Genomic DNA, 23264 nt, shown 5'->3' with positions numbered 1-23264 from the left:
GTGAGGCGTTGAGCTAACCAATACTAATTGCCCGTGAGGCTTGACCATATAACACCCAAGCAATTTGCTAGCGCGAATTGCGGTGGTGAAGACGAAAGACCCGAAAGTTCGTAACCACAAAATCGCATATCCGAATTCGCTGGGCTGTCCATCTGGACATTCTGGCTACAGAATTTCTTGACGACCATAGAGTATTGGAACCACCTGATCCCATCCCGAACTCAGTAGTGAAACGATGCATCGCCGATGGTAGTGTGGGGTTTCCCCATGTGAGAGTAGGTCATCGTCAAGATTCATTTCGCAAAACCCCTATCTGCGCGAGCAGGTAGGGGTTTTGTCTTTTGGGCTGGAAAAGATTTGTCGCCATGCCCGCCATAACCCCGGGCATGCCCCGTGATATGGTTCCGCATCAGAACCCACCGCTTCCAGGGAATGCTCAATGGTCAACACCACCGCCCTCCATCCCGGCTTCATGATCGTACATGGCAACCGCCTCGACGATTTGCGCAGCTTGGTGGTGAGCTGGATGCGCCGTTACCCGTTAGCGCCACTGGAAAACGAAATCGCCCTGGTGCAGAGCAACGGCATCGCCCAGTGGCTAAAACTGGCGCTGGCTGAAGACCCTGAAGAAGGGGACCTAGGCGGCTGTGGTATTGCCGCCGCGATCGATGTGCAGCTACCTGGTAGCTTCATGTGGCAGCTTTACCGGCGAGTGCTGGGCCGCGATGAGATCCCCGAAGTTTCCCTGCTCGACAAAGCACCGTTGACCTGGCGCCTCATGCGCTTGCTTCCGGCGTTGATCGAGCGCCCGCATTTCGAGCCCCTGCGCCGTTTTCTCATCGACGATAGCGACCTGCGCAAGCGTTACCAGCTTGCCGAGCGCCTGGCCGACCTGTTCGACCAGTACCAAGTCTACCGAGCCGATTGGCTCAAGGACTGGGCTGCCGGCGAGCACATCCTTAATACCGCCCGTGGCGAGCGTAAACCTTTGCCCCCTGGCAATCGCTGGCAGGCCGAATTGTGGCGGGCGCTGCTGGACGATGTCGGCGAGCAGGGCATGGCGCAAAGCCGTGCAGGTGTGCATCAACGGTTCATCGAGCGTATCAACAGCCTGGAGCAGGCACCTGTCGGCCTGCCATCGCGCGTGATCGTGTTCGGTATCTCCTCCCTGCCAGCGCAAGCATTGGAGGCTTTGGCGGGGCTTGCCCGGTTCAGCCAGGTACTGCTTTGCGTTCACAACCCGTGTCGCCATCACTGGGCCGATATCGTCGCCGACAAAGACCTGCTGCGGCATCAGTACAAACGTCAACAACGCAAGCAAGGCATGCCGCTTCTGCTGGATGACCAATCGCTACACCAGCATGCCCATCCGCTGCTGGCCGCCTGGGGCAAGCAGGGCCGTGATTACATCAACCTGCTCGACAGCTATGACGACCCCGGCAGCTACCGCGGCGTATTCAGCGAAGGGCGCATCGACCTGTTCAGCGAAGCTTCGCCGACCACGCTGCTCAACCAACTGCAGGATGACATCCTCGAACTGCGCCCACTTGCCGAAACCCGCGAACGCTGGCCGCAAGTCGACCTCGCGCAGGACCGTTCGATGCGCTTCCATATCGCGCACAGCCCGCAACGCGAGGTGGAAATTCTCCACGACCAGTTACTGGCCCGCTTCAGCGCCGACCCTACGCTGCGCCCGCGCGATGTGATCGTGATGCTGCCGGCAATCGACACTTATGCACCGCATATCCGCGCCGTGTTCGGCCAATTGCAGCGCAACGACCCACGCTACATCCCGTTCACCCTCACCGACCAAGGCCAGCGCGGTCGCGAGCCCTTGCTGATTGCCCTGGAGCACCTGCTCAAGCTGCCAGACAGCCGCTTTGCGGTCAGTGAAGTGCTCGACCTGCTGGACGTGCCGGCAGTACGGGCCCGCTTCGGTATCCGTGAAAGCGATTTGCCCACGCTTCATCGCTGGATCGAAGGTGCCGGTATCCGCTGGGGCCTGAACGCCGAGCAACGGGCCAGCCTCGGCTTGCCTGAAGGTCTGGAACAGAACAGCTGGCGTTTCGGCCTGCGGCGCATGTTGTTGGGTTATGCCGTAGGTGTGGGTGAGGGGTGTGATGGCATTGAACCCTATGACGAAATCGGTGGCCTCGATGCGGCACTGATCGGCCCCTTGGTAGCCCTGCTGGACGCCCTTGAGGTGGCCTGCCAGGCACTGGCACAGCCGGCGACCGTCACCGAGTGGGGCGAGCGCTTGAATGCCTTGCTGCAGGTGTTTTTCCTGGCTGAGGGTGAGCACGACGAGTTTCTGCTGATGCAGTTGCAGGACCTGCGCGACGCCTGGCTGGAAGTGTGCGAAACCGTCGGCCTGCAAGACGCGCTACCGCTGACGGTGGTCCGCGAAGCGTGGTTGTCGGGGCTTGACCAAGGCAAGCTGTCCCAGCGTTTTCTGGCGGGTTCGGTGAACTTCTGCACCCTCATGCCCATGCGCGCCATCCCGTTCCGCGTGGTCTGCCTGCTGGGCATGAACGATGGCGACTACCCCCGCGCCCAGCAGCCGCTGGACTTCGACCTGATGGCCAGCGACTACCGCCCCGGTGATCGCTCGCGCCGTGAAGATGACCGTTACCTGTTGCTTGAAGCGCTGCTGTCGGCACGGGATCAGCTTTATGTCAGTTGGGTCGGGCGCAGCATCCGCGACAACAGCGAGCGCCCCGCCTCGGTGCTGATCGGCCAGTTGCGTGATCATGTGGCTGCCGGCTGGCGGTTGGCCGGTGCAGAGGACGGGCCAATCCAAGGGCCGGATGAGCGCTTGCTGCACGCCTTGACCCAGGAGCACCCGCTGCAACCGTTCAGCCCGCGCTACTTCCAGAAGGGCAGCCCGTTGTTCAGCTTCGCCCATGAATGGCAGCTGCTGCATCGGCAAGGGCAGGACGCCACGCAGGTCGAGCCGGCTTTGCCTCCTTACGTCGACGACGAAGCACTGAGCCTGACGCAGCTGAACGATTTTCTTCGCCACCCGGTGCGGCACTTCTTCAGCCAGCGCCTGAAGGTGTTCTTCGAGGCCCTGGAGGCGCCGACGCCGGATGAAGAGCCGTTCGTCCTCGACACCCTGCAACGCTACAGCGCCAGTGAAACCCTATTGAATGCCGCGCTGGCCGACCCGGCGAATGCCGAGCAGGCCTTGCAGGTGCAGGCACGCCGCCTGCAAGCGTGTGGCGTGTTGCCGCTTGCCGGTTTTGGCGCACTGTTGCAGGCCGATCTGATTCAGCCGCTGCCTGACCTGCTGCAACGCCATCGTCAGTTGTTGCAGCGTTGGCCACACCTGGTCGAAGGCGCATTGCCTGTGCATTACGAACAGGGCACGCACCGGCTGGAAGGCTGGCTAGGCCGGGTGTACCAGGCTGATGATCAAAGCCTGCTAAGCATCACCACCGTCCCGAACACCATCAGTGCCGGGCGCAACAACTATAAATGGCACCGGTTGATCGCACCCTGGGTCATGCACCTGGCTGCCTGCGCTGCGGGTTATCCGCTGAACAGTGCGCTGGTGGCCAGTGACCTGACCTTGCTCCTGGCACCTTTACCGCAAGACCAGGCGGCGCAATTGCTCGGCGACCTGTTGGTTGCACGCCAGGCCACCATGAATGCGCCGCTGCCGGTGGCGGCCAAAACGGCCTTCGCCTGGCTGGCCCAAGACGATGCCGACAAAGCGCTGGCCGCGGCTGCTCGCGCCTATGAAGGCGATGAGCGCAACAGTTTTGGCGAGCGCAGCGAGAGCATCGCCCTGGCGCGGCAGTTCCGTGACTTCGCCGCGCTCACCGCCGACGAAACCTTTGAAGGTTGGTGCGAATCCCTGTACCGCCCCTTGTTCAACGCACCCTGGCAGGCCCTGGGCAACCCGGAGAGTGGCGCATGACCCAGGACCGTCCCCTGGCACTGAGTTTCCCCCTGCACGGCAGCCAGCTGATCGAAGCGAGTGCCGGTACCGGCAAAACCTTTACCATCTCGGCGCTGTACCTGCGGCTCATCCTCGGGCACGGGGGCGAACAGGCCTTCGGCCGTGAACTGCTGCCCCCGCAGATTCTGGTGGTGACCTTTACCGACGCCGCCACCAAAGAGCTGCGCGAACGTATCCGCGCCCGCTTGGCCGAGGCGGCGCGGTTCTTCCGTGGCGAGCTTGACGCTGCCGACCCACTGCTGCACCAGTTGCGCGACGATTACCCGCAAGAGGCTTGGCCACGTTGTGCCAGCCGCCTGGAAATCGCCGTGCAATGGATGGACGAAGCCGCAGTGTCGACCATCCACGGTTGGTGTCAGCGCATGCTTCGCGAGCACGCGTTCGACAGCGGCAGCCTGTTCACCCAGACACTCGAGACCGATCACAGCGATTTGCTGGGCCAGGTCATGCGCGATTACTGGCGCCGGTTCTGCTATGGCATGCAAGGTGAGGCCCTGGCCTGGGTGCGTGGGCATTGGGGCAGCCCCGACGCGCTGTTGCCGCGGATTCGCCCGCTGTTCGGCCGGGTACGGGCACAGCAGGACGGGCAAGCGCCCGAAGCGTTGATTCAAACCGCGCTTGGGCAACGTACCGAGCAGTTGGCTGCGCTCAAGGCGCCCTGGGCACAATGGGCCGAGGAACTGCGGCAGATCTGCCGCGATGCCGTGGCCGCCAAGCAGGCCGACGGGCGCAAGATGCAGGCACGCTATTTTGAACCCTGGTTCGACAAGCTGTGCGCCTGGGCCGGCGACGAGCAGGCCGTCGAGCTCGATCTTGGCACCGGCTTCACCCGCCTGACGCCAGCGGGCATGGCCGAGGCGTGGAAGTCTGGGGAGCCACCCGATCACCCCGGGCTCCACGCCATGCAAACGTTGCAGCAACAGTTGCAGGCCCTCGCCAGCCCGGATGCGCAGTTGCTTGAACACGCTGCTGGCTGGGTGTCGGCGCGCTTCGAAGTGGAAAAGCGCCGCCGCGCCGAGATGGGCTTCGACGACATGCTGCTACGGCTGCAACATGCCTTGGCCAGTGAGGCCGGCGAGCGCCTGGCCGGGTTGATTCGTGAGCAGTTCCCGGTAGCGCTGATCGACGAATTTCAGGACACCGACCCGGTCCAGTACGGGATTTTCGAGCGGATCTACCAGATCAGCGAGAACCGCCCTGAAACCGGGCTGTTCATGATTGGCGACCCCAAGCAGGCGATCTATGCCTTCCGCGGTGCCGACATCTACACCTACCTCGCCGCGCGGCGCGCTACCACCGGGCGCCTGCACAGCCTGGACACCAACTACCGTTCGAGCCAGGCCATGGTCGCGGCGGTCAACCAGGTGTTTCTCCAGGCCGAGGCCCGAAGCCAGGGGCGAGGGGCGTTTCTGTTCCGTGAAGCGCAAGACAACCCGTTGCCCTTCATCGAGGTCCGCGCCAAAGGGCGTAGCGAGCACCTGCTGGTGGACGGCCAGCCAAGCGCAGCCCTGCAATGCTGGCACCTGCAGAGCGAAGAGCCGGTATCGAGCAGCGTTTACCGCCAGCACCTAGCTGCCAGCTGCGCCAGCCATATCGTCGCCTTGCTCAACGGTGGGCAGCAGGGTACGGCGGGTTTCCGCAACGGCGAAGGTGAACTGCGCCCCTGCCTGCCTTCGGATATCGCCATTCTCGTGCGCGACGGCCACGAGGCACAGATGATCCGTGCCGAACTGGCCGCGCGTGAGGTGCGCAGCGTGTACCTGTCCGACAAGGACTCGGTGTTCGCCGCCCAAGAGGCGCATGACCTGCTGGCCTGGCTCAAGGCCTGCGCCGAGCCGGATTCGGAGCGCCTGCTCAAGGCCGCGCTGGCCAGCCTTACGCTCAACCTGTCACTGGCGGCGCTGGACAAGCTGAACCAGGACGAACGGGTGTGGGAAGACTGGGTCATGCGTTTTCGGCGCTATCGCGATACCTGGCAGCGCCAAGGTGTGTTGCCGATGCTGCGCCACCTGCTGCACGACTTCCAGTTGCCGCGCACGCTCATCGCCCGCAGTGACGGCGAGCGTGTGCTAACCAACCTGCTGCACCTGGCCGAGCTGCTGCAACAGGCGGCGGGCGAGCTTGATGGCGAGCAAGCGTTGATTCGTCACCTGGCCGAACACCTGGCCAGCTCCGGTCAGGCCGGTGAAGAACAGATCCTGCGGCTGGAGAGCGATGAGCAACTGGTCAAAGTGGTGACCATCCACAAGTCCAAGGGCCTCGAATACCCCTTGGTCTACTTGCCGTTCATCTGCACCAGCAAGCCCGTGGACGGTACCCGTCTGCCCTTGGCCTGGCATGACAGCCAAGGCAACGCGCACCTGACGTTAACCCCTGACCAGGAACAGATCGCCCGCGCCGACGACGAGCGCCTGGCCGAAGACCTGCGTCTGCTCTACGTGGCCCTGACCCGCGCCCAGCATGCCTGCTGGCTTGGCGTCGCCGACCTCAAGCGCGGCAACCAGAAGAGCTCGCAACTGCACCGCTCAGCCCTCGGTTACCTGCTTGGCGGTGGCCTTGCGTTGACCGGGTCCGGGCAATTGGCGGACTGGCTGCAGGCGTTGGCATCAAGCTGCCCGTACATTGAGTGCCCGCCGCTGCCGCTGGCCGACGAGCAGCTGTACCGCACGCCACATGCCGAACGTGAGCTGCTGCCTGCGCGCAAGCCCCGGCGAGCGGCCGCCGAGCACTGGTGGATTGCGTCCTATAGTGCCTTGCGCGTCGGTGACCAGACCCTCGGTGCCGACAGCTCACAGGCTCAGCAGCTGCTGGATGACGAAGTCCTCGATGCGCAACTGCTGCGCGAGGTGCCGGCTGAAGGGGGGGATATCCACCGCTTCCCACGCGGGCCAAACCCCGGCACCTTCCTGCATGGCCTGCTGGAATGGGCCGGCCGAGAAGGCTTCGCGGAGGTCAGCGGCAACCCCGAGCTGATCGAGCGCACAGTCGGGCAGCGCTGCAACCGCCGTGACTGGACCGGCTGGATCCCGACGCTGACGCCGTGGCTGCGCCAGTTGCTGAACGAACCGCTGCCTGTACTGGCCCACGACGTAAGCCTCACCCTGGCGGACCTGCGTCACTACCAGATCGAAATGGAATTCTGGTTCGCCAGCCATCAGGTCGACGCCGAACAGCTCGATCAACTGGTGGCGCGTTATACGCACCCAGGCCAGGCGCGGCCGGCGGCACAGCCGACGCTGCTCAACGGCATGTTCAAGGGCTTCATCGACCTGGCCTTCGAGCTGGACGGGCGCTATTACGTGGCCGATTACAAATCCAACTGGCTGGGCCCGGACATCCAGTCCTACGACAGCCAGGCCATGGAAAAGGCCATCCTCGAGCATCGTTACGACTTGCAGTACGTGCTCTACCTGCTGGCCCTGCACCGCCAACTGCGCGCCCGCCTGCCTGACTACGATTACGACCGCCATGTCGGCGGCGCCCTGTTCATCTTCCTGCGCGGTGCCAACAGCAGCGGTCATGGTGTGTACTTCGTCAAGCCGCCGCGGGCACTGATCGAAGCCCTCGATGCGCTGTTCCGTGGCGAGCATGCACCCGCACAGCAGGACCTGTTTGCCGGAGCCGCACCATGAGCCGAACCCTCACCGACCTGCTGCCCACGCCGCTGCACGCCGAACACCTGCTGGCCCTGGCGCCGCAGCGTGTCAGCGCTGACCTGCTGCAACTGCTGGACCGTTGGGTCGAGCGTGGCTGGCTGCGAGCCCTCGACCGCGCGTTCGTGTCGTTTCTCGAAGAGCGTGCCCCGGGCAGCGACCCCTTGCTATTGCTGGCGGCTGCCCTGGCGAGCCATCAGCTGGGCCACGGCCATGTCTGCCTGGACTTGCAGCAAACCCTGGCCGAACCGGACTTTGCGCTGTCGCTGCCGCCAGAAGGCGACGCCTTGATCGGCCCCTTGCTGCTGCCTTCGCAACTGCTTGCAAACCTGGACCTTCTGGCCTGGCGCCAGCGCATCGCTGCCAGCCCACTGGTGGCCGCGGGCGACACGCCAGGCCAGCAGGCACGGCCGCTGGTGCTCAGCGGCGAGCGCCTGTACCTGCGCCGCTATTGGAACTACGAACGGCGCATCGACCAGAACTTGCGCCAGCGCTTGAGCCAGGATGAAGCCGCACCGGCTGACTTGCCGGCGCGCCTGGCACAGCTGTTCGACGCGGGTGCCCTGGCCGGTCAGGTTGATTGGCAAAAGCTGGCGTGCGCCCTGGCGACCCGCGCCGGCTTCAGCATCATTACCGGCGGCCCTGGCACCGGCAAGACCACCACGGTGGTGCGCCTGCTGGCCTTGCTGCAGGCCCCGGCGGTGGAGCAGGGCAGGCCTCTGCGTATTCGCCTGGCCGCGCCGACCGGCAAGGCCGCTGCGCGCTTGACCGAATCCATTGGCCAGCAGGTCGAGCGCCTGCAAGTCAGCGCAGCCGTGCGCGGGCAGATCCCCACCGAGGTCAGCACCGTGCACCGGCTGCTGGGCAGCCGCCCCGGGTCGCGGCATTTCCGTCATCACACGGGCAACCCATTGCCATTGGACGTGCTGGTGGTCGACGAAGCCTCGATGATCGACCTGGAGATGATGGCCAACCTCCTCGACGCCCTGCCACCCCGCGCACGGCTGATCCTGCTGGGTGATAAAGACCAGTTGGCTTCGGTCGAGGCGGGGGCGGTATTGGGCGACCTGTGCCGGGATGCCGAAGACGGCTGTTACTCACCCGCGACCCAGGCGTGGCTAGAGCAGATTGGTGGCCAGTCGCTGGAAGGCAGTGGTCTCAAAGCCGGTGATGCGCAGCGCAATCCGCTGGCCCAGCAGGTGGTGATGCTGCGGTTCTCCCGGCGCTTCGGCGAAGGCAGCGGGATTGGTCAGTTGGCGCGGCTGGTCAACCGTCAGGAATCCCATGCGGCGCGCAATCTGCTCGCGATGCCACCGCCGGATGTCAATGGCCTGGCGCTGAAGAACGAACATGATCGAGCCTTCGACCGTCTGCTGCTCGACGGCCTCAACCGCGGCGCAGAAGGGCCTCAAGGCTATCGCAGCTACCTGCGGACCCTGGGCCGCTATCGGCCGGCTCCGGCTTCCGCGTTCGATGACCCGCTCTGGGAACAATGGGCAAGCAAGGTGCTGCACAGTTTCGAGGACTTCCAGCTGCTCTGCGCGGTACGCAGGGGCGCATGGGGTGTCGAGGGTCTTAACGAACGGGTGGCGCGGGTGCTGCACAACGCCGGGCTGATCGACGCTCAGCAGCCTTGGTATGAGGGCCGGCCGGTGCTGGTGACCCGTAACGATTATGGCCTGGGCCTGATGAACGGCGACATCGGCATCGCCTTGCGCCTGCCCGACGAGCGGGGCGAGCCCCTGTTGCGGGTTGCCTTCCCGCGTAACGACGGCAACGGTGGGGTACGTTTCGTCTTGCCAAGCCGGCTCAACGAAGTGGAAACCGTGTTCGCCATGACGGTGCACAAGTCCCAGGGCTCGGAGTTCAGCCATACCGCCCTGGTGCTGCCGGACGCCCTTAACCCGGTGCTGACCAAGGAGCTTGTGTACACCGGCATCACCCGCGCCAAGCATTGCTTCAGCCTGATCGAACCACGGCAGGGCATCTTTGAGGAGGCGGTGTCGCGCAAGGTGCGGCGCATTTCCGGCCTGATGCTCGAACAGGTCTGATACTGGCCGCCAGGTACGATTGGCGGCCATGTGCTATCGTTGCGCCAACATCTGAAAGGACTTCGAGAGATTTCCCACATGACCGTGGCCGGAAGGCGAGTGACGCGCTGTACGCTTTCGCTGTTGCTGGCGGTCCTGTTACTACTGGCAGGCCCTGCCTGGGCGGAAACCTCAGCAACCGCTGTGCAGGCCCAGCAACGTGCCAAGGCTGTCACCCAGGTGGTGTTGGGGATCTTCAGTTACGCCCGCTGGCCCGTCGAGCCTACGCCCCTGCGCCTGTGCCTGATCGGCCCCACCGAATACGCAGACGACTTGATCAAGGGCCACGTGCAGGAGTCCGGGCGGCCGCTGCAGGTGCGTCGGCTGCTGGCGGACGATGCGCAGGTTGCCCAGGCCTGTGATGCCATCTACATCGGTAAACTCGATCAGGGCCAGCGCGACCGCTTGTTCCAGCGTGTCAGCGGTCATCCGGTGCTGAGCATCAGCGAGGCCGACGACCCGTGTACGGTCGGCAGCCTGTTCTGCCTGCGGGTCAGCGATCAGCAGGTGGCCTTTGAAGTGAACCTCGATTCCGTGGCTCGTTCCGGCGTACGCATCCACCCCAGCGTGCTGCAATTGTCGCGGCGCCGAGGTGTGCAGCCATGAAAACGACCAACAGGCGTATTCGCCCGACCCTGCGTTCGGTGCTCGGCCGTGGGCACCTCAGTGTCGCCCTGCTCGCCGTGGGCCTGGTCGGTATTTCGTTGACCGTGCTGGGCGTGCTTGCCCTGCAAGTCTATGCCAACCACAACCTGCACTTGATCGCCCGCTCGATCACCTACACCGTCGAAGCCGCCGTGGTGTTCGACGACAGCGTTGCGGCCAGTGAGGCGCTGGCACTGATTGCCAGTACCGAAGAGGTGGCCGACGCCAAGGTCTTTAACAATGAAGGCGAGCAACTGGCCCACTGGCAACGCAATGACAGCGGCATGCTCGCGCACCTGGAAAGCCAGGTCGCCACCGCGCTGCTGGACGAGCCGGTCAACCTGCCGATCATTCACCAGCAGCAGAAGGTCGGGCATATCGAACTGATTGGCCAAGGCCGTAGCCTGTTGTTGTTCCTGCTCGGCGGGTTGGGCGGGATCCTGTTGTGCATGGTACTCAGCGCCGTCATCGCCCTGTATTTGTCGCGGCGCCTGCTCGGCGACATCGTTCGCCCATTGCGCGCCCTGGCCAGCGTTGCCCATGCAGCCCGCCGTGAACGTCGTTTCGACCGCCGCGTGCCAGAAGCCCCGATCGCCGAGCTCAACGAGCTGAGTAACGACTTCAACGCCTTGCTCGATGAACTTGAGGTGTGGCACAGCCACCTGCAGAGCGAAAACCAGACCCTCGCTCACCAGGCCAGCCACGACAGCCTGACCGGCCTGCCCAACCGCGCCTTTTTCGAAGGCCGCCTTAGCCGCAGCCTGCGCAACGCTGCGCGGCAGCAGGATCATCTGGCGCTGCTGTTCCTCGACAGTGACCACTTCAAGCAGATCAACGACAGCCTCGGCCATGCCGTGGGCGATGAAGTGCTGATCAGCGTGGCCGACCGCATTCGCGCCCAACTGCGTGAGCATGACCTGGTGGCGCGCCTGGGCGGCGACGAGTTCGCGGTGTTGCTGACACCGCTGCAGTCGCGCTCAGACGCCGAACTCATCGCCGAGAAAATCGTCGCCAGCATGAAACTGCCGGTACAGCTGGACAGTGGCAGCAGCATTGCCACCTCGCTGAGTGTCGGCATCGCCTTTTACCCCGAGGATGGCACTGACCCTGCCAGCCTTCTCGACGCCGCCGATGCGGCAATGTACCAGGCCAAGCGTAAGCACCGTGGCCATTGGCAAGTGGCGCAGACGGAACGGTCCGCCACCGAAATCAAGAACAGGAGTTGAACCCGTGATTCATCGTTTGCGTTTTCCCCTTTGGGCGTTGCTGCTCGCCATGCTGGCACTTACCGGTTGCCAGACCACACCCAAGGGGCTGACTGCTGAGCAAATCGCTGTGCTCAAGCGTGAAGGTTTTGCCCCGACTGATGAAGGTTGGGCGTTTGACCTGTCCGGCAAGGTACTGTTTGGCAGTGACCTGGACAGCCTCAATGGCCAGAGCCAGGCGATCGTCGAGCGAATTGGCAAAGCGCTGCTGGGCGTAGGTCTCCAACGCGTGCGGGTGGATGGCCACGCGGATGCGTCGGGCAGGGCCACCTATAACCAGCAATTGTCCGAGCGCCGCGCACAGAGCGTGGCCAGAACGCTGATCGGCGTCGGCATGCCCGCGCAGAACATTCAGACCCGCGGCCTGGGCAGCACCCAGCCGGTGGCGGACAACCGCAGCAGCGCCGGGCGCACCGAAAATCGACGCGTATCGATCATCGTGGCGTCCTACTGAACAGACCCACCCAACCCAGGTTAGGCGCTGGCCTGCCTGCGATCGAGGGCGCAGCCCTCGCCTAGGCCCTTCAGCTGTAAGACATTTCCGAACATGAAACCAATTGCTTCAGGTTCAAGCATGTAGCGAACTATCCTACGCCCCAGTCAGAAGTTGCCACATAGGCGGGAAACCTCCCCTGGGATAACGTCCCTAAGTCGCCGATCAAGGCGACCGGGCTTGAGACCCCCGGACTACATGTGTTGGCACCGCTTCATGGCGGTCGTGCGCGGGCAGGCTTCGGCCTGGCCGGTATTCATGTGTCCCGGGTCTCAAACCGCGCACGACTGCCACCCAAATCCTTGAGACGAAGAGGGCGGCAGTTCCTGGTTCGTTAAAGGGAGCTACATCATGAAAAAGCTCGTCCCCGATCCACCTGCATCAACCCTCCTTCTGTTAGATCCGCCCCTCCTTTCGCTCCAGGATCCTCCTGGTCTCGAGGAATGCGACCTGCTGATCCGTGCATTGACCCTGACAGTGGAACAGACCACCAGTGTGCTGATCGATAGCGGCCCAAGCCTTATGCGCGATGCGATGGGCATGAACATCCGCCTGTTGTGCCGAATGATCAACGCCCTGAACGATCACAAAAGTGCCCGCAGCGCTGGTCAGGGAGGGCAGAGATGAACAATTCTCCAAGCGACTCTTCGACAGCGGGTGTTGAAACGTTCGATTTGTTTCGCATGCAGCCGAACGTACCCTTCAACCATGCTTTTTCTCAGCTGTCAGTGTTGCTCGGCTGCATCCGTCACCTGACCACTGAAGCAGAAATGGATAATGACCGTGTGGCTGGAAGTGCAGCGCGAATCCTTAGTGAGATGGCGAAGGCGCTGATTGATGATATAGAGCGTGGTATGGGCAAGAATCTTCAATAGCTTGGAATAGCCTGGGGCCGCGTTGCGGCCCATCGCAGCGGTTCGTCGCCACGACAATCCAGCGCCTACCTGTAAGGGGCTGTGGCTGAGGGCGGCGTCAGCCCTGGGCAAATCGCATTTCGCGCGTCTCGCCCATCAACAACGGCGCATTCGCCTCGGTCACCTCGCGAATGTAATCCCACAACAGGGTTATCCGCTTCAGCTTCCTCAAGTCCTCCCGGCAATACATCCAGAACTGCCGCGTCACCTCGATCTCCGCCGGTAACACCGTTACCAGCCGCGGGTCCTGCGCCGCCAGAAAACACGGCAAGATCGCCAGCCCGCGCCCCTGCAATGCTGCGGTGTACTGGGCAATCACGCTGGTACTGCGCAAATGTGCATTGGCATTGGGAATCAGGTTGGCCAGGTACAACAGCTCCGAACTGAACGCCAGGTCATCCACATAACTAATGAACGGGTGCTTCGCCAAGTCCCCGACCTGCCGAATCGGCGCGTGGTTATCCAGGTATGTCTGGGTTGCGTACAGCCGCAGCCGGTAGTCGCACAGCTTGCAGCACACATAGGGGCCGTGTTCAGGGCGTTCCAGGGCGATGACGATATCCGCCTCGCGCTTGGACAGGCTGATGAAGTGCGGCAACGGCAAGATATCCACCGAAATGGCCGGATATGCATCGACGAAGTGGCTGAGTTGCGGCGTGACGAAGAAGCTGCCAAAGCCTTCGGTGCAGCCCATGCGCACATGCCCCGACAATGCCACGCCCGACCCCGAAACCTGCTCGCACGCCATGTGCAACGTGCTTTCGATCGACTCGGCATAGCCCAGCAGGCGCTGGCCTTCGGCGGTCAGGACGAAGCCGTTGGTCCGGGATTTTTCGAACAACAACGTGCCCAGCGCACCCTCCAGCGAGGTGATGCGCCGTGACACCGTGGTGTAGTCGACGCTCAGGCGCTTGGCGGCGCTACTGGCTTTGCGGGTGCGGGCCACTTCGAGGAAGAACTTCAGGTCGTCCCAGTTGAGCGCGCTCAGGGATGTGAGGTCTTTTTGCATGATGATCCGGTTTTTTTGTGCGTTCTTGTTGGATGTTTGCACATCTATACTCGAAAAAAGCCCCAGGACGCCACCTCGCGTTTGCACGGCGCTGGCGATCTCGACCCGACAATAATTCCAAGGAGAACCCAGATGAACGCACCTCAATCCCCCGACCAGACCAAGGTCGCGCAGGTCAAGCTGCTGATCGATGGCCAATGGGTCGAATCCAAGACCACCGAATGGCGCGACATCGTCAACCCGGCCACCCAAGAGGTGTTGGCGCGGGTGCCGTTCGCCACCGTCGAGGAAGTCGACGCTGCCGTGGCCGCTGCCCATCGCGCCTTCAAGACCTGGCGTGACACCCCAATCGGCGTGCGCATGCGCATCATGCTCAAGCTGCAGGCGCTGATCCGCGAACACACCAAACGCATCGCCCAAACCCTCAGCGCCGAGCAGGGCAAAACCCTCGCCGATGCCGAAGGCGACATCTTCCGCGGCCTGGAAGTGGTCGAGCACGCCGCTTCGATCGGCACCCTGCAGATGGGCGAGTTCGCCGAGAACGTTGCCGGCGGCGTCGACACCTACACCCTGCGCCAGCCGATCGGCGTGTGCGCGGGCATCACCCCGTTCAACTTCCCGGCCATGATCCCGCTGTGGATGTTCCCCATGGCCATCGTCTGCGGCAACACCTTCGTGCTCAAGCCTTCCGAGCAGGACCCGCTGTCGACCATGATGCTGGTGGAGCTGGCGCTGGAAGCCGGCGTGCCGGCCGGTGTGCTCAACGTGGTGCATGGCGGCAAGCAGGTAGTGGATGCGATCTGCACCCATCAAGACATCAAGGCGATCTCGTTCGTCGGCTCTACCGAAGTCGGCACCCACGTCTACAACCTGGGCAGCCAGCACGGCAAGCGCGTGCAGTCGATGATGGGCGCGAAGAACCACGCCGTGGTGCTGCCTGACGCTAACCGCACCCAAACCGTCAACGCCTTGGTCGGCGCGGCCTTTGGCGCCGCCGGCCAGCGCTGCATGGCAACCTCCGTGGCGGTGCTGGTGGGCAAGGCCCGCGAGTGGCTGCCGGACATCAAAGAGGCCGCGAGCAAGCTCAAGGTCAATGCCGGCTCCGAGCCGGGCACCGATGTCGGGCCGGTGGTGTCCAAGCGGGCCAAGGAGCGGGTACTGGGCTTGATCGAAAGCGGCATCAAGGAAGGCGCCACGCTCGAACTCGATGGCCGCGAAGTCACGGTGCCGGGCTATGAGCAAGGCAACTTCGTTGGCCCGACCCTGTTCTCTGGGGTGAAAACCCACATGCAGGTCTACACCCAGGAAATCTTCGGCCCGGTGCTGGTGACCTTGGAAGTCGACACCCTCGATGAAGCCATCGCCCTGGTCAACAGCAACCCGTTCGGCAACGGCACCGGCCTGTTCACCCAGAGCGGTGCGGCTGCACGCAAGTTCCAGAGCGAGATTGACATCGGCCAGGTCGGCATCAACATCCCGATCCCGGTACCGGTACCGTTCTTCAGCTTCACCGGCTCGCGCGGCTCCAAGCTGGGTGATCTCGGCCCTTACGGCAAGCAAGTGGTGCAGTTCTACACTCAGACCAAGACCGTCACCGCCCGCTGGTTCGATGACGACAGCGTCAATGACGGTGTGAACACCACCATCAGCCTGCGCTAAGGAGTTCGCCATGCGTATCGCATTCATCGGCCTGGGTAACATGGGCGCGCCCATGGCCCGCAACCTGATCAAGGCCGGGCATCAGCTGAACCTGTTTGACCTGAACAAGACCGTGCTGGCCGAGCTCGCCGAACTGGGCGGGCAGGTCAGCCCATCGCCCAAGGAAGCGGCGGCCAACAGTGAGCTGGTGATCACCATGCTGCCGGCCGCAGCCCATGTGCGCAGCGTCTACCTGAACGATGATGGCGTGCTGGCGGGCATACGCCCCGGCACGCCGACCGTGGACTGCAGCACCATCGACCCGCAGACCGCCCGCGAGGTGTCCAAGGCCGCAGCGGCCAAGGGCGTCGACATGGGCGATGCGCCGGTGTCCGGTGGTACGGGCGGCGCGGCGGCCGGCACCCTGACCTTCATGGTCGGTGCCAGTGCCGAGCTGTTTGCCACGCTCAAACCGGTGCTGGAGCAGATGGGCCGCAACATCGTGCACTGTGGTGAGGTCGGCACAGGGCAGATTGCCAAGATCTGCAACAACCTGCTGCTGGGCATCTCGATGATCGGCGTGTCAGAGGCCATGGCCCTGGGTAACGCACTGGGCATCGACACCAAGGTGCTGGCCGGCATCATCAACAGCTCGACCGGGCGTTGCTGGAGTTCGGACACATACAACCCGTGGCCTGGCATCATCGAGACCGCACCGGCCTCACGCGGTTACACCGGCGGCTTTGGCGCCGAATTGATGCTCAAGGACTTGGGGCTGGCTACCGAAGCTGCACGCCAGGCGCACCAACCGGTGATTTTGGGTGCCGTGGCACAGCAGCTGTATCAGGCAATGAGCCTGCGCGGGGAGGGTGGTAAAGACTTCTCGGCCATCGTCGAGGGGTACCGCAAGCAGGATTGACGAGCGAGGTGTACTTCATCGCGGGCCAGGCGGCCTTCCCTCTGTAACTGCGCACCAGAGGGAAGGGCACCTGCTCCGCGATTTTTTTTGCCCTGAACGTGCAGGCTTGAATGCCTCTTGTAGGAGCAGCCTTGTGCTGCGAAGAGGCCAGCCAAGGCAACACAATTGCTATGCCTGGTTTGGCCCTTTCGCAGCGCAAGGCTGCTCCTACAGGGGGATTTGCAGCCTAAGGAATCAGGCGAACACGAAGTACTTGCGCACGGTTTCGACCACTTCCCAGGTGCCTTTCATACCAGGTTCGATCACGAATACATCACCGGCCTTCAGGTGCTTCGGCTCTTCGCCTTCCGGGGTGATGATGCAGTAGCCGTCGAGGAAGTGGCAGAACTCCCACTTGTCATAGTTGACCTCGAACTTGCCCGGGGTGCAGATCCAGGTACCCATGATCTTGCTGCCGTCGGCCGACAGGTAGGCGTTCAGGTTGACGGTGTGCGGATCGCCGCCGATGCGCTTCCACTTGGTGGCGTCCACGACCGGCGTCGGGCAGGTTTCGCGCAGGACGGTGATGAAATCGGACATGGCACAACTCCTGGTGACTGGCTGAATGACTCGACACCATAAGGCCATTGGCCGCGCCGCAGTTGCCTGGGCTCGACGTCCAGGTGCCTGACTGCGCTATGTGGATCAGCGGCAGCTCTGACACTGGAGTCGGCCCTGGCGGAGCAGGGCGGGGGCAGCTTGATGTGGGCGGCGCACTACCTGAGTGGTATGGCCAAAGCATTGCTGGATGATGCGGCGCAGGGGTTAGAAGGCTGAGCTATGTGTCGGTTGGGCCGGCCTCTTCGCGGGTAAACCCGCTCCCACAGGGATTGGCGTTGCACCTGTGGGGGCAGGTTTACCTGCTAAGAGGCGCATCTTTCTCAAGCCCACCAATACCGCACAAAGTGGAAAAACACCGGCGCCGCAAAGCACACCGAGTCCATCCGGTCGAGCATGCCGCCGTGGCCTTCGATCATGTGCCCCCAGTCTTTCACCCCGCGGTCACGCTTGATCGCCGACATGACCAGCCCGCCGAAGAAGCCCATGGCGTTCACGGTCAGGGCCATCAGTGCCGCCTGCCAGAAGTTGAACGGGGTAATCCAGCACAGCAGGGCGCCGATCAGTGTGGCCAGTGCCACGCCACCGACGAGGCCTTCGAGGGTTTTCGAGGGAGATAGGTTGGGCGCCACCTTGCGTTTGCCGAACAGCTTGCCGCACACGTATTGCAGCACGTCGCTGATTTGCACCACGAGGATCAGCCAGGCGATCAGCAGCAGGTTGCGGCCCTCGAACCCGGGGATGTCGAGGGTCATCAGCGCGGGCACCGAAGACACGCAATACACCGCGATCATCAGCCCCCATTGCACCTTTGATGCGCGCTCGAGAAAGCGCGTGGTGTCGCCGCCGAAACTGGCAAGGATCGGCAGCAGCAAAAACAGATAAACCGGGATGAAAATACTGAACAAGCCATACCAGTCCATGGCGATCAGCACGTACTGCACCGGCAGCGCCACATAGAACGCCGCCACCAACGCCGGGTAGTCGCTGCGCCGGGTGGGGGTGAGGGTCATGAACTCGCGCAGCGCATAGAACGACACGCCGTAGAACAGCACGATCACGCCGTACTTGCCGAACAGGAAGGCGATGCCGATCACCAGCACCATCACCCACCAGGCGTTGATGCGGGCGTTGAGGTTGTCGATCACCGCATGCGGCGCGGGGCCGGCACGCCACTTGAGCAGGCGGCCGATCACGCTGGCGAGCAGCAGCAGGGCGCCGATGCCGGCGAACAGCGAAAGGGTATTGTCGTCCATGTCAGGCATCCTTCGGCGCCAGGTTCAGCAGGGCCTGGCTGGCCCGCTCGAGAAAGGCCTGCTTGTTTTCATCAGCCAGCAGGTGGAGAGGTTCGCCAAAGCTCAGCGTGCACAGCAGCGGCAATGGCAGGGCGCGGCCCTTGGGCATGACCCGGTTGAGGTTGGCGATCCACACCGGCACCAGCTCGACGTCGGGGTTGGCCGCAGCCAAATGGTAAAGGCCGCTTCTGAATGGCATGAGCGGCTCGTCGCCCAGGTTGCGGGTGCCTTCCGGGAAGAAGATTAACGAATCGCCCTGGGCCACGGCCTCAAGAATCGGCTGCAGGGGGCTGCCTTGGCCTTCTGCGCGCTGGCGGTCGATCAAGACGCCGTTGAACACCTTGCGGATGAGAAAGTCGCGAATACCGGGCTTCGCCCAGTAGTCGGCCCCGGCCACCGGGCGGGTGCGCCTGCGCAAAGGTTCTGGCAGCGAGGCCCAGAGCAGCACGAAGTCGCCGTGGCTGCTGTGGTTGGCGAAGTACAGGCGTTGCACCGGCTGCGGTGTGCAGCCGAGCCATAACGCACGGGCGCCAGTGATCAGCCGGGCGGCCGAAGTGATGACGAAAGCGGTCAAGGTCGCAAGCATGGGGCGGTGGTCATCCGGTAAAGGGCAGTGTCAGCAGGGTAGCCAAGGCCAGCAACAGTTGTAGGCCCAGGCACATGGCTTGGCGGCGCAGCAGGGCTAATGCGGCTTGGCTGCGAGCGGGCCAGTCGCGGCTATCCTTGGCGTGCGGTTTCAGGTTGAGGTCGAACAAGGCACGGTCCAGCGCTTGCGTGTCTGCAGGTAGGTCTTGGCTGGCGCCAAGGTGGGCGAACAGTTCGGCGTCCAGGGCCACGCGGATGGCCCAGTACTTGTGCAGCACGCCGAGCGCCAGCAGCAGCGCGCACAGCAGGCTGCCCAGTGGCGGCAGCGCGGCGCCCAGCAAGGGCGCCAGGCCAACGCCCAGGGCGAGCAGCGTGATGCCGTCCGACAGGCGCTCCAGCTGGGGGCCCCGGGCCAGTAGGCTGGCAGTCAGTTGCAGGTTCATCGCTGTGCGCCAAGTTGTTGCAGGGCCTGTCGATGGGCCGCGTGCAAGACCACGCCAGCGCGTGCGCTGCGTATCCGCTGTTCAGCTTGGTCAGCATCGGCGCAGCGCCCCGTGAGTACCAGCCAGGCCGCCACGGCGCTGGCGCTGCGCGAATATCCCAGAGCGCAACAGACCAGCAGAGGGCCTTGCTGGCGTAACTGCTCGATAGCGTTTGCAGCTTCGTGCAACAGGTTGCTGTCGGGCACGATCAGGTCCAGGGTGGGAAGCGAGCGGTAGTTCTGAGCGGTGAGAGCGGCCCCAGTGCGGCACGGCAGCTCGGCGCAAAGGTCGACGATGGCAGCGAACTGCGCGCCCTCACCACGGCCAGGAATCCGCCCCAGGATACCCCGTCACACACCTCATCCGCCTGCGGATGGCGCCGTGTCCATACCCTGGAATTGATCCACGCCCCGATCAGATAGGGCAGCAGCAGCCAGGTCGCGGCGCTGGACAAGCGCCCATCGGCGCCCTTCTGAAAACCACCCGCGCCGAACAAGCCGTAGTTCAGTGCCACCCACAACAGCGCCACGGCTGGCCATGACAGCCACAACCCGGCACCGCCCACCGCGTACGCCAGCCCCGCGCACAGCAAGGCCCCAACGCCATAACACAGCGCCAGCCGCTGGCATTTGCCATCGTGCGCAAGGCGGGCCTGCTGCCATGGCAGGCGACCTTGCCACGGCCATAGCCATAAGCAGACAAACCCTGCCAATGCGCCGGTGGGCACGTCGATGAAGTGATGCTGCCAGGTGGTCAGCACCGACACGCCGATCAACGCCATCCAGCCATGCACCACCCAGCGCCAGGGCTGGCGGTGCACGTGCCGGGCGAACATCGTCCAGATGATCACCAGCAACGCGATGTGCAGCGAAGGCGCCTGATTGTAAGGCTTGTCGAAGCCCATCAGCACATCGAACAGCCAGCCGAACAGCCCAGCCATTTCTGGCCGTTCGAAGGTGAACCGCAGCGGCCAGAGCAGGAAGCAACTGACGCTGATCACCTGTGCCGTGAGCAGCGCCAGGGCATGCCGGTCCATCTCCTGGCGCGTGCGTGGCAGCAGGAATGACAACCCGTACAGCAGGTCGATCGACCAGTACGGGATGATCGTCCAGGGCCACAGCGGCATGCCGTGCTCCCAGCCGAACACCAGGCTGCCGACATCACTGCGGCTGGCGGTGTGGGTGTTCACCAGCCCATAGCTGAGGAAGAAGAACGGCCCCAGCAGCAACAGCCAGAACACGCCCCGCCGAATCAGCCCGGGCTCACGCGTTGGGTTCATTCACGCACCCGTTGCGCCAGGCTGACGCTGAAGATGCCCCATTCGTCGATGCGCTGGGCCAGCTTGCGGAAGCCCGCCGCCTCTACCAGTTGGTCCATCTCTGCCTGGCTGCGCCGGCGCATCACCCACGCCTCGCCGCCGCGATGGCTGGTCAGGGCACGCGCGATCATCTCCAGTTGAGGGTGCCAAGGTTGGCCTGTGTAGACCAGGTAACCGCCTGCTTCGACGGCATCGGCAAGGCCGGCCAGGGAATTGCTCACCAACGCGTTGCTGGGGAACAGTTCGTACAGGCCAGACACCACGGCCAGCGTAGGCCCAGGCTGCAGCGCCGCGAGGCTGGCGCGGTCGAAGGCATCGCCTTGGACGAAGCGGGCAATCTCGGCCAGGCCTTTTTCGGCGATCAATGCGCTGCCTTGTTGCACGTTCAGCTCGCTGTAGTCGCGCAGCAGGATGGAGTCCGGCCGTTGTTCGAGTTCCTCCAAGGCTTCGAGGATGTAACGGCCGTGGCCGGCGGCGATGTCGACGATATGCACCGGCCGCTGCTCGGCGCGCAGGCGGGCAATGGCCTCGCGCAGCAGTTCTTCGACGTGCAGTTTGCGCTGACGAATGCCGCGCCAGCCGATGGCGTTGAGGTAGTTCTGGTCGACCATGCGGCCCAGCTTGCCTTTGCCCGTCGGCTGGTTGCGGTAGACGTAGTCGAGGGTGCTGCCAGAGTCGAAGCCGGTGTCAAACCCCAGCTTCACGCCCTCGGCCAGCCCTTTGCCCAGGCGCAGGCTTGCACGGGTGGCGCGCCAGTAGAGGTCGCGGGGCGAATTGCGTGGCAAGGGCGCGGCCAGGCTTTCGGCTTCGGCGCAGCTGGCGCCGACCTTGTCGGCATCGAGCAGCGAAGGCGCGGTAACAGGGCTGTCGAAGCAATGTGCGACGAAGCGCTCGATGCGCTTCAGCGCATGGGCGCGGTCGCGTTCACCGAGGGTGTCATGGAAAAAGCCCGGGAGGATGTGCATTTCTTTACGTGCACTGCCCAGGCGCTCGAAAAAGCGCTCCTGCGGTTTGCGCTCGACCACAAGGTCTGCACCAGAGACCAGCAACTGCGTCGGTACCTGAATAGCCTGGGCGTCAGTCACCACACGGTCGGCGGCTTCGTACAGGCCCAGTAGCATGGTCACCGAAATCGGCCGGCTGATCAGCGGGTCGGCCACGTACGACATGACCCGCTCGGGGTCATGGGTAAGCAGGCGCGGCTTGACGTAACTGTTGACGAAGAAGTTGCCGCGCACGGCCTTGAGCAGCTTCAGGCCGGGCCGTGCGAAGGGCACGTACAGCTTGACCTTGAACGCCGGCGAGGCCAGCACCAGGCAGCGTACCTTGGGCGCGTAGTCGTGGGCCCAGGTGGCGATCAGCACGGCGCCGACGCTTTGCGCCAGCACCACTATGTCGTGCTCGGCGATGCCGTGCACGGTCTGCAGATGCTCGATGAAGGTCTGCACGTCGCGCACGCTGGTGGCAAACCCTGGGCTGTCGCCGCGGGCGCCCGGCGACTGGCCGTGGCCGCGGGCATCCCAGGCGAAGAAATCGTAGCCCGGCATGTCCAGTTCGTCGGCCAGGTGGGCCATGCGCCCGCCGTGTTCGTGGCCACGGTGGAACATCACCACGGCGCGGCGCGGCTGGTGTTCATTGCGTGTCGCGGGCCAATGACGGTAGTGCAACTCGACACCATCATGGGTAGAGAAATGCAGCGATTGCGCTTGGCGCATGGCGAGAATCCTTGTCCGGCGGCGATGGGCTCAGCGGGCTTCAACCAGCCCTTGGCGAACCCGGTTGTAGAGGGTATAGAGCGAGAGCGCGAAGATGACCAGCAAGAGGCCGTTGAGCCAGGTGGCGTTGAGCAGGCCGAACGCAACGCCGGTGCCCAGTACGCCAAAGGCGAATGCCCGGTCGCTCTTGCCCATCGGCCCGTCGTAGCGGCGCGAGGCGCCTGCCAGCGGGCCCATGACGCCGGCGTATTCGCTAAACGTCGCACTCAGCACCACCAGCACCACCAGGCTGGGCCACACGCCAGCCAGCAGGGCGAAAGGCAGGTACAGCGCGGCGTCAGCGATCACGTCGCACAGTTCGTTGAGGTAGGCACCGAGCCTGGATTGCTGGCCGAATTCCCGCGCAAGCATGCCGTCCACGGCGTTGAGCGCCATGCGCAGCAACATCCACAGCGGGATCAGGATGAACAGCCAGGTGATGTGGCTGAACCCGGCCAGCAGCAGGCCCAGCAGGACCGAGACCAAGGCGGCGGCGACGGTGACCTGGTTGGCGGTGACGCCACGGTCGTAGAGGCGCTTGACGCCGGGCCGGAGCAAGGCCTGGAAGCGGGGTTTGAGCTGGTAGATCGAGGGCACTTGGAACTCCTTTTCGTGGTGCAGCGTGATTGTGGGCAAAGAGCCC

Annotated in this window: 18 protein-coding genes, 1 rRNA gene and 1 pseudogene; 12 read left to right on the top strand and 8 right to left on the bottom strand. The window is 63.8% G+C overall.

Going from position 1 to position 23264, the window contains the following annotated elements; all coding sequences use genetic code 11:
- Positions 1-176 precede the first annotated feature (176 nt).
- The 9 genes from rrf to D886_RS0119205 all read left to right on the top strand — a co-directional run bounded on the left by rrf (position 177) and on the right by D886_RS0119205 (position 12985).
- Positions 177-292: ribosomal RNA gene (rrf, locus tag D886_RS0119250) — 5S ribosomal RNA — on the top strand.
- A gap of 147 nt (positions 293-439) precedes the next feature.
- Entirely contained in the window at positions 440-3922 is a 3483-nt protein-coding gene (gene recC / locus D886_RS0119245) for an exodeoxyribonuclease V subunit gamma (protein ID WP_027595464.1), read from the top strand.
- The gene (recB, locus tag D886_RS0119240) at positions 3919-7596 is read left to right on the top strand and encodes an exodeoxyribonuclease V subunit beta (RefSeq protein ID WP_027595463.1); all 3678 of its coding nucleotides are present in this window, start codon (positions 3919-3921) and stop codon (positions 7594-7596) included. The genes recC and recB overlap by 4 nt, the downstream gene beginning before the upstream one ends.
- Positions 7593-9668: an exodeoxyribonuclease V subunit alpha gene (gene recD / locus D886_RS0119235; protein WP_027595462.1), complete on the top strand. Its 2076-nt coding sequence runs from the start codon at positions 7593-7595 to the stop codon at positions 9666-9668. The genes recB and recD overlap by 4 nt, the downstream gene beginning before the upstream one ends.
- A gap of 78 nt (positions 9669-9746) precedes the next feature.
- Complete coding sequence (locus D886_RS0119230) at positions 9747-10313, top strand: YfiR family protein (protein ID WP_027595461.1); 567 nt, start codon at positions 9747-9749, stop codon at positions 10311-10313.
- The gene (locus D886_RS0119225) at positions 10310-11578 is read left to right on the top strand and encodes a diguanylate cyclase domain-containing protein (protein ID WP_027595460.1); all 1269 of its coding nucleotides are present in this window, start codon (positions 10310-10312) and stop codon (positions 11576-11578) included. Before D886_RS0119230 ends, D886_RS0119225 begins: the two co-directional genes overlap by 4 nt.
- 4 nt (positions 11579-11582) lie before the next feature.
- Positions 11583-12071 carry an OmpA family protein gene (locus tag D886_RS0119220; protein ID WP_027595459.1) on the top strand — a complete coding sequence of 163 codons (489 nt, stop codon included), beginning with the start codon at positions 11583-11585 and terminating at the stop codon, positions 12069-12071.
- Between the two features lie 390 nt (positions 12072-12461).
- Positions 12462-12737, top strand: a complete 276-nt coding sequence (locus D886_RS0119210) for a hypothetical protein (RefSeq protein ID WP_027595458.1) — start codon at positions 12462-12464, stop codon at positions 12735-12737.
- Positions 12734-12985, top strand: coding sequence for a DUF3077 domain-containing protein (locus tag D886_RS0119205; RefSeq protein ID WP_027595457.1), 252 nt, complete (start codon positions 12734-12736; stop codon positions 12983-12985). Before D886_RS0119210 ends, D886_RS0119205 begins: the two co-directional genes overlap by 4 nt.
- A 97-nt stretch (positions 12986-13082) precedes the next feature.
- On the opposite strand, the gene D886_RS0119200 is transcribed toward D886_RS0119205, so the two are convergent.
- Positions 13083-14033, bottom strand: a complete 951-nt coding sequence (locus D886_RS0119200; protein WP_027595456.1) for a LysR family transcriptional regulator — start codon at positions 14031-14033, stop codon at positions 13083-13085.
- A gap of 132 nt (positions 14034-14165) precedes the next feature.
- On the opposite strand from D886_RS0119200, the gene D886_RS0119195 reads away from it, so the two are divergent.
- Both D886_RS0119195 and mmsB read left to right on the top strand, forming a co-directional pair.
- A complete protein-coding gene (locus D886_RS0119195; RefSeq protein ID WP_027595455.1) occupies positions 14166-15692 on the top strand; it encodes a CoA-acylating methylmalonate-semialdehyde dehydrogenase in 1527 nt (508 codons plus the stop codon).
- Positions 15693-15702: 10 nt separating this feature from the next.
- Positions 15703-16590, top strand: coding sequence for a 3-hydroxyisobutyrate dehydrogenase (mmsB, locus tag D886_RS0119190; RefSeq protein ID WP_027595454.1), 888 nt, complete (start codon positions 15703-15705; stop codon positions 16588-16590).
- Between the two features lie 234 nt (positions 16591-16824).
- Here mmsB and D886_RS0119185 read toward each other — a convergent pair whose 3' ends face one another.
- The gene (locus D886_RS0119185; protein ID WP_003251579.1) at positions 16825-17169 is read right to left on the bottom strand and encodes a cupin domain-containing protein; all 345 of its coding nucleotides are present in this window, start codon (positions 17167-17169) and stop codon (positions 16825-16827) included.
- Positions 17170-17235: 66 nt separating this feature from the next.
- Here D886_RS0119185 and D886_RS28920 point away from each other — a divergent pair, with 66 nt between their 5' ends.
- Complete coding sequence (locus tag D886_RS28920; protein WP_081717523.1) at positions 17236-17406, top strand: DUF3077 domain-containing protein; 171 nt, start codon at positions 17236-17238, stop codon at positions 17404-17406.
- A 104-nt stretch (positions 17407-17510) separates the two neighbouring features.
- On the opposite strand, the gene D886_RS0119180 is transcribed toward D886_RS28920, so the two are convergent.
- The 6 genes and pseudogenes from D886_RS0119180 to D886_RS0119155 all read right to left on the bottom strand — a co-directional run bounded on the left by D886_RS0119180 (position 17511) and on the right by D886_RS0119155 (position 23218).
- Positions 17511-18443: a phosphatidate cytidylyltransferase gene (locus D886_RS0119180; RefSeq protein WP_027595453.1), complete on the bottom strand. Its 933-nt coding sequence runs from the start codon at positions 18441-18443 to the stop codon at positions 17511-17513.
- 1 nt (position 18444) lies between these two features.
- Positions 18445-19068 (bottom strand): lysophospholipid acyltransferase family protein, encoded by a 624-nt coding sequence (locus D886_RS0119175; RefSeq protein ID WP_027595452.1) that lies wholly within the window; start codon positions 19066-19068, stop codon positions 18445-18447.
- 10 nt (positions 19069-19078) lie between these two features.
- Positions 19079-19510 (bottom strand): hypothetical protein, encoded by a 432-nt coding sequence (locus D886_RS0119170; RefSeq protein WP_027595451.1) that lies wholly within the window; start codon positions 19508-19510, stop codon positions 19079-19081.
- Positions 19507-20828: pseudogene (locus D886_RS27120) on the bottom strand (phosphatase PAP2/dual specificity phosphatase family protein). The gene D886_RS0119170 and the pseudogene D886_RS27120 overlap by 4 nt, the downstream one beginning before the upstream one ends.
- A complete protein-coding gene (locus tag D886_RS0119160) occupies positions 20825-22582 on the bottom strand; it encodes a bifunctional alpha/beta hydrolase/class I SAM-dependent methyltransferase (protein WP_027595450.1) in 1758 nt (585 codons plus the stop codon). The pseudogene D886_RS27120 and the gene D886_RS0119160 overlap by 4 nt, the downstream one beginning before the upstream one ends.
- A 30-nt stretch (positions 22583-22612) precedes the next feature.
- The gene (locus D886_RS0119155; RefSeq protein WP_027595449.1) at positions 22613-23218 is read right to left on the bottom strand and encodes a CDP-alcohol phosphatidyltransferase family protein; all 606 of its coding nucleotides are present in this window, start codon (positions 23216-23218) and stop codon (positions 22613-22615) included.
- Positions 23219-23264: the final 46 nt, after the last annotated feature.

This window comes from Pseudomonas sp. LAIL14HWK12:I7, assembly GCF_000483465.1.
In the GTDB taxonomy this organism is placed as follows: domain Bacteria; phylum Pseudomonadota; class Gammaproteobacteria; order Pseudomonadales; family Pseudomonadaceae; genus Aquipseudomonas; species Aquipseudomonas kermanshahensis.
This window is presented reverse-complemented; position numbering and strand designations above follow the sequence as displayed.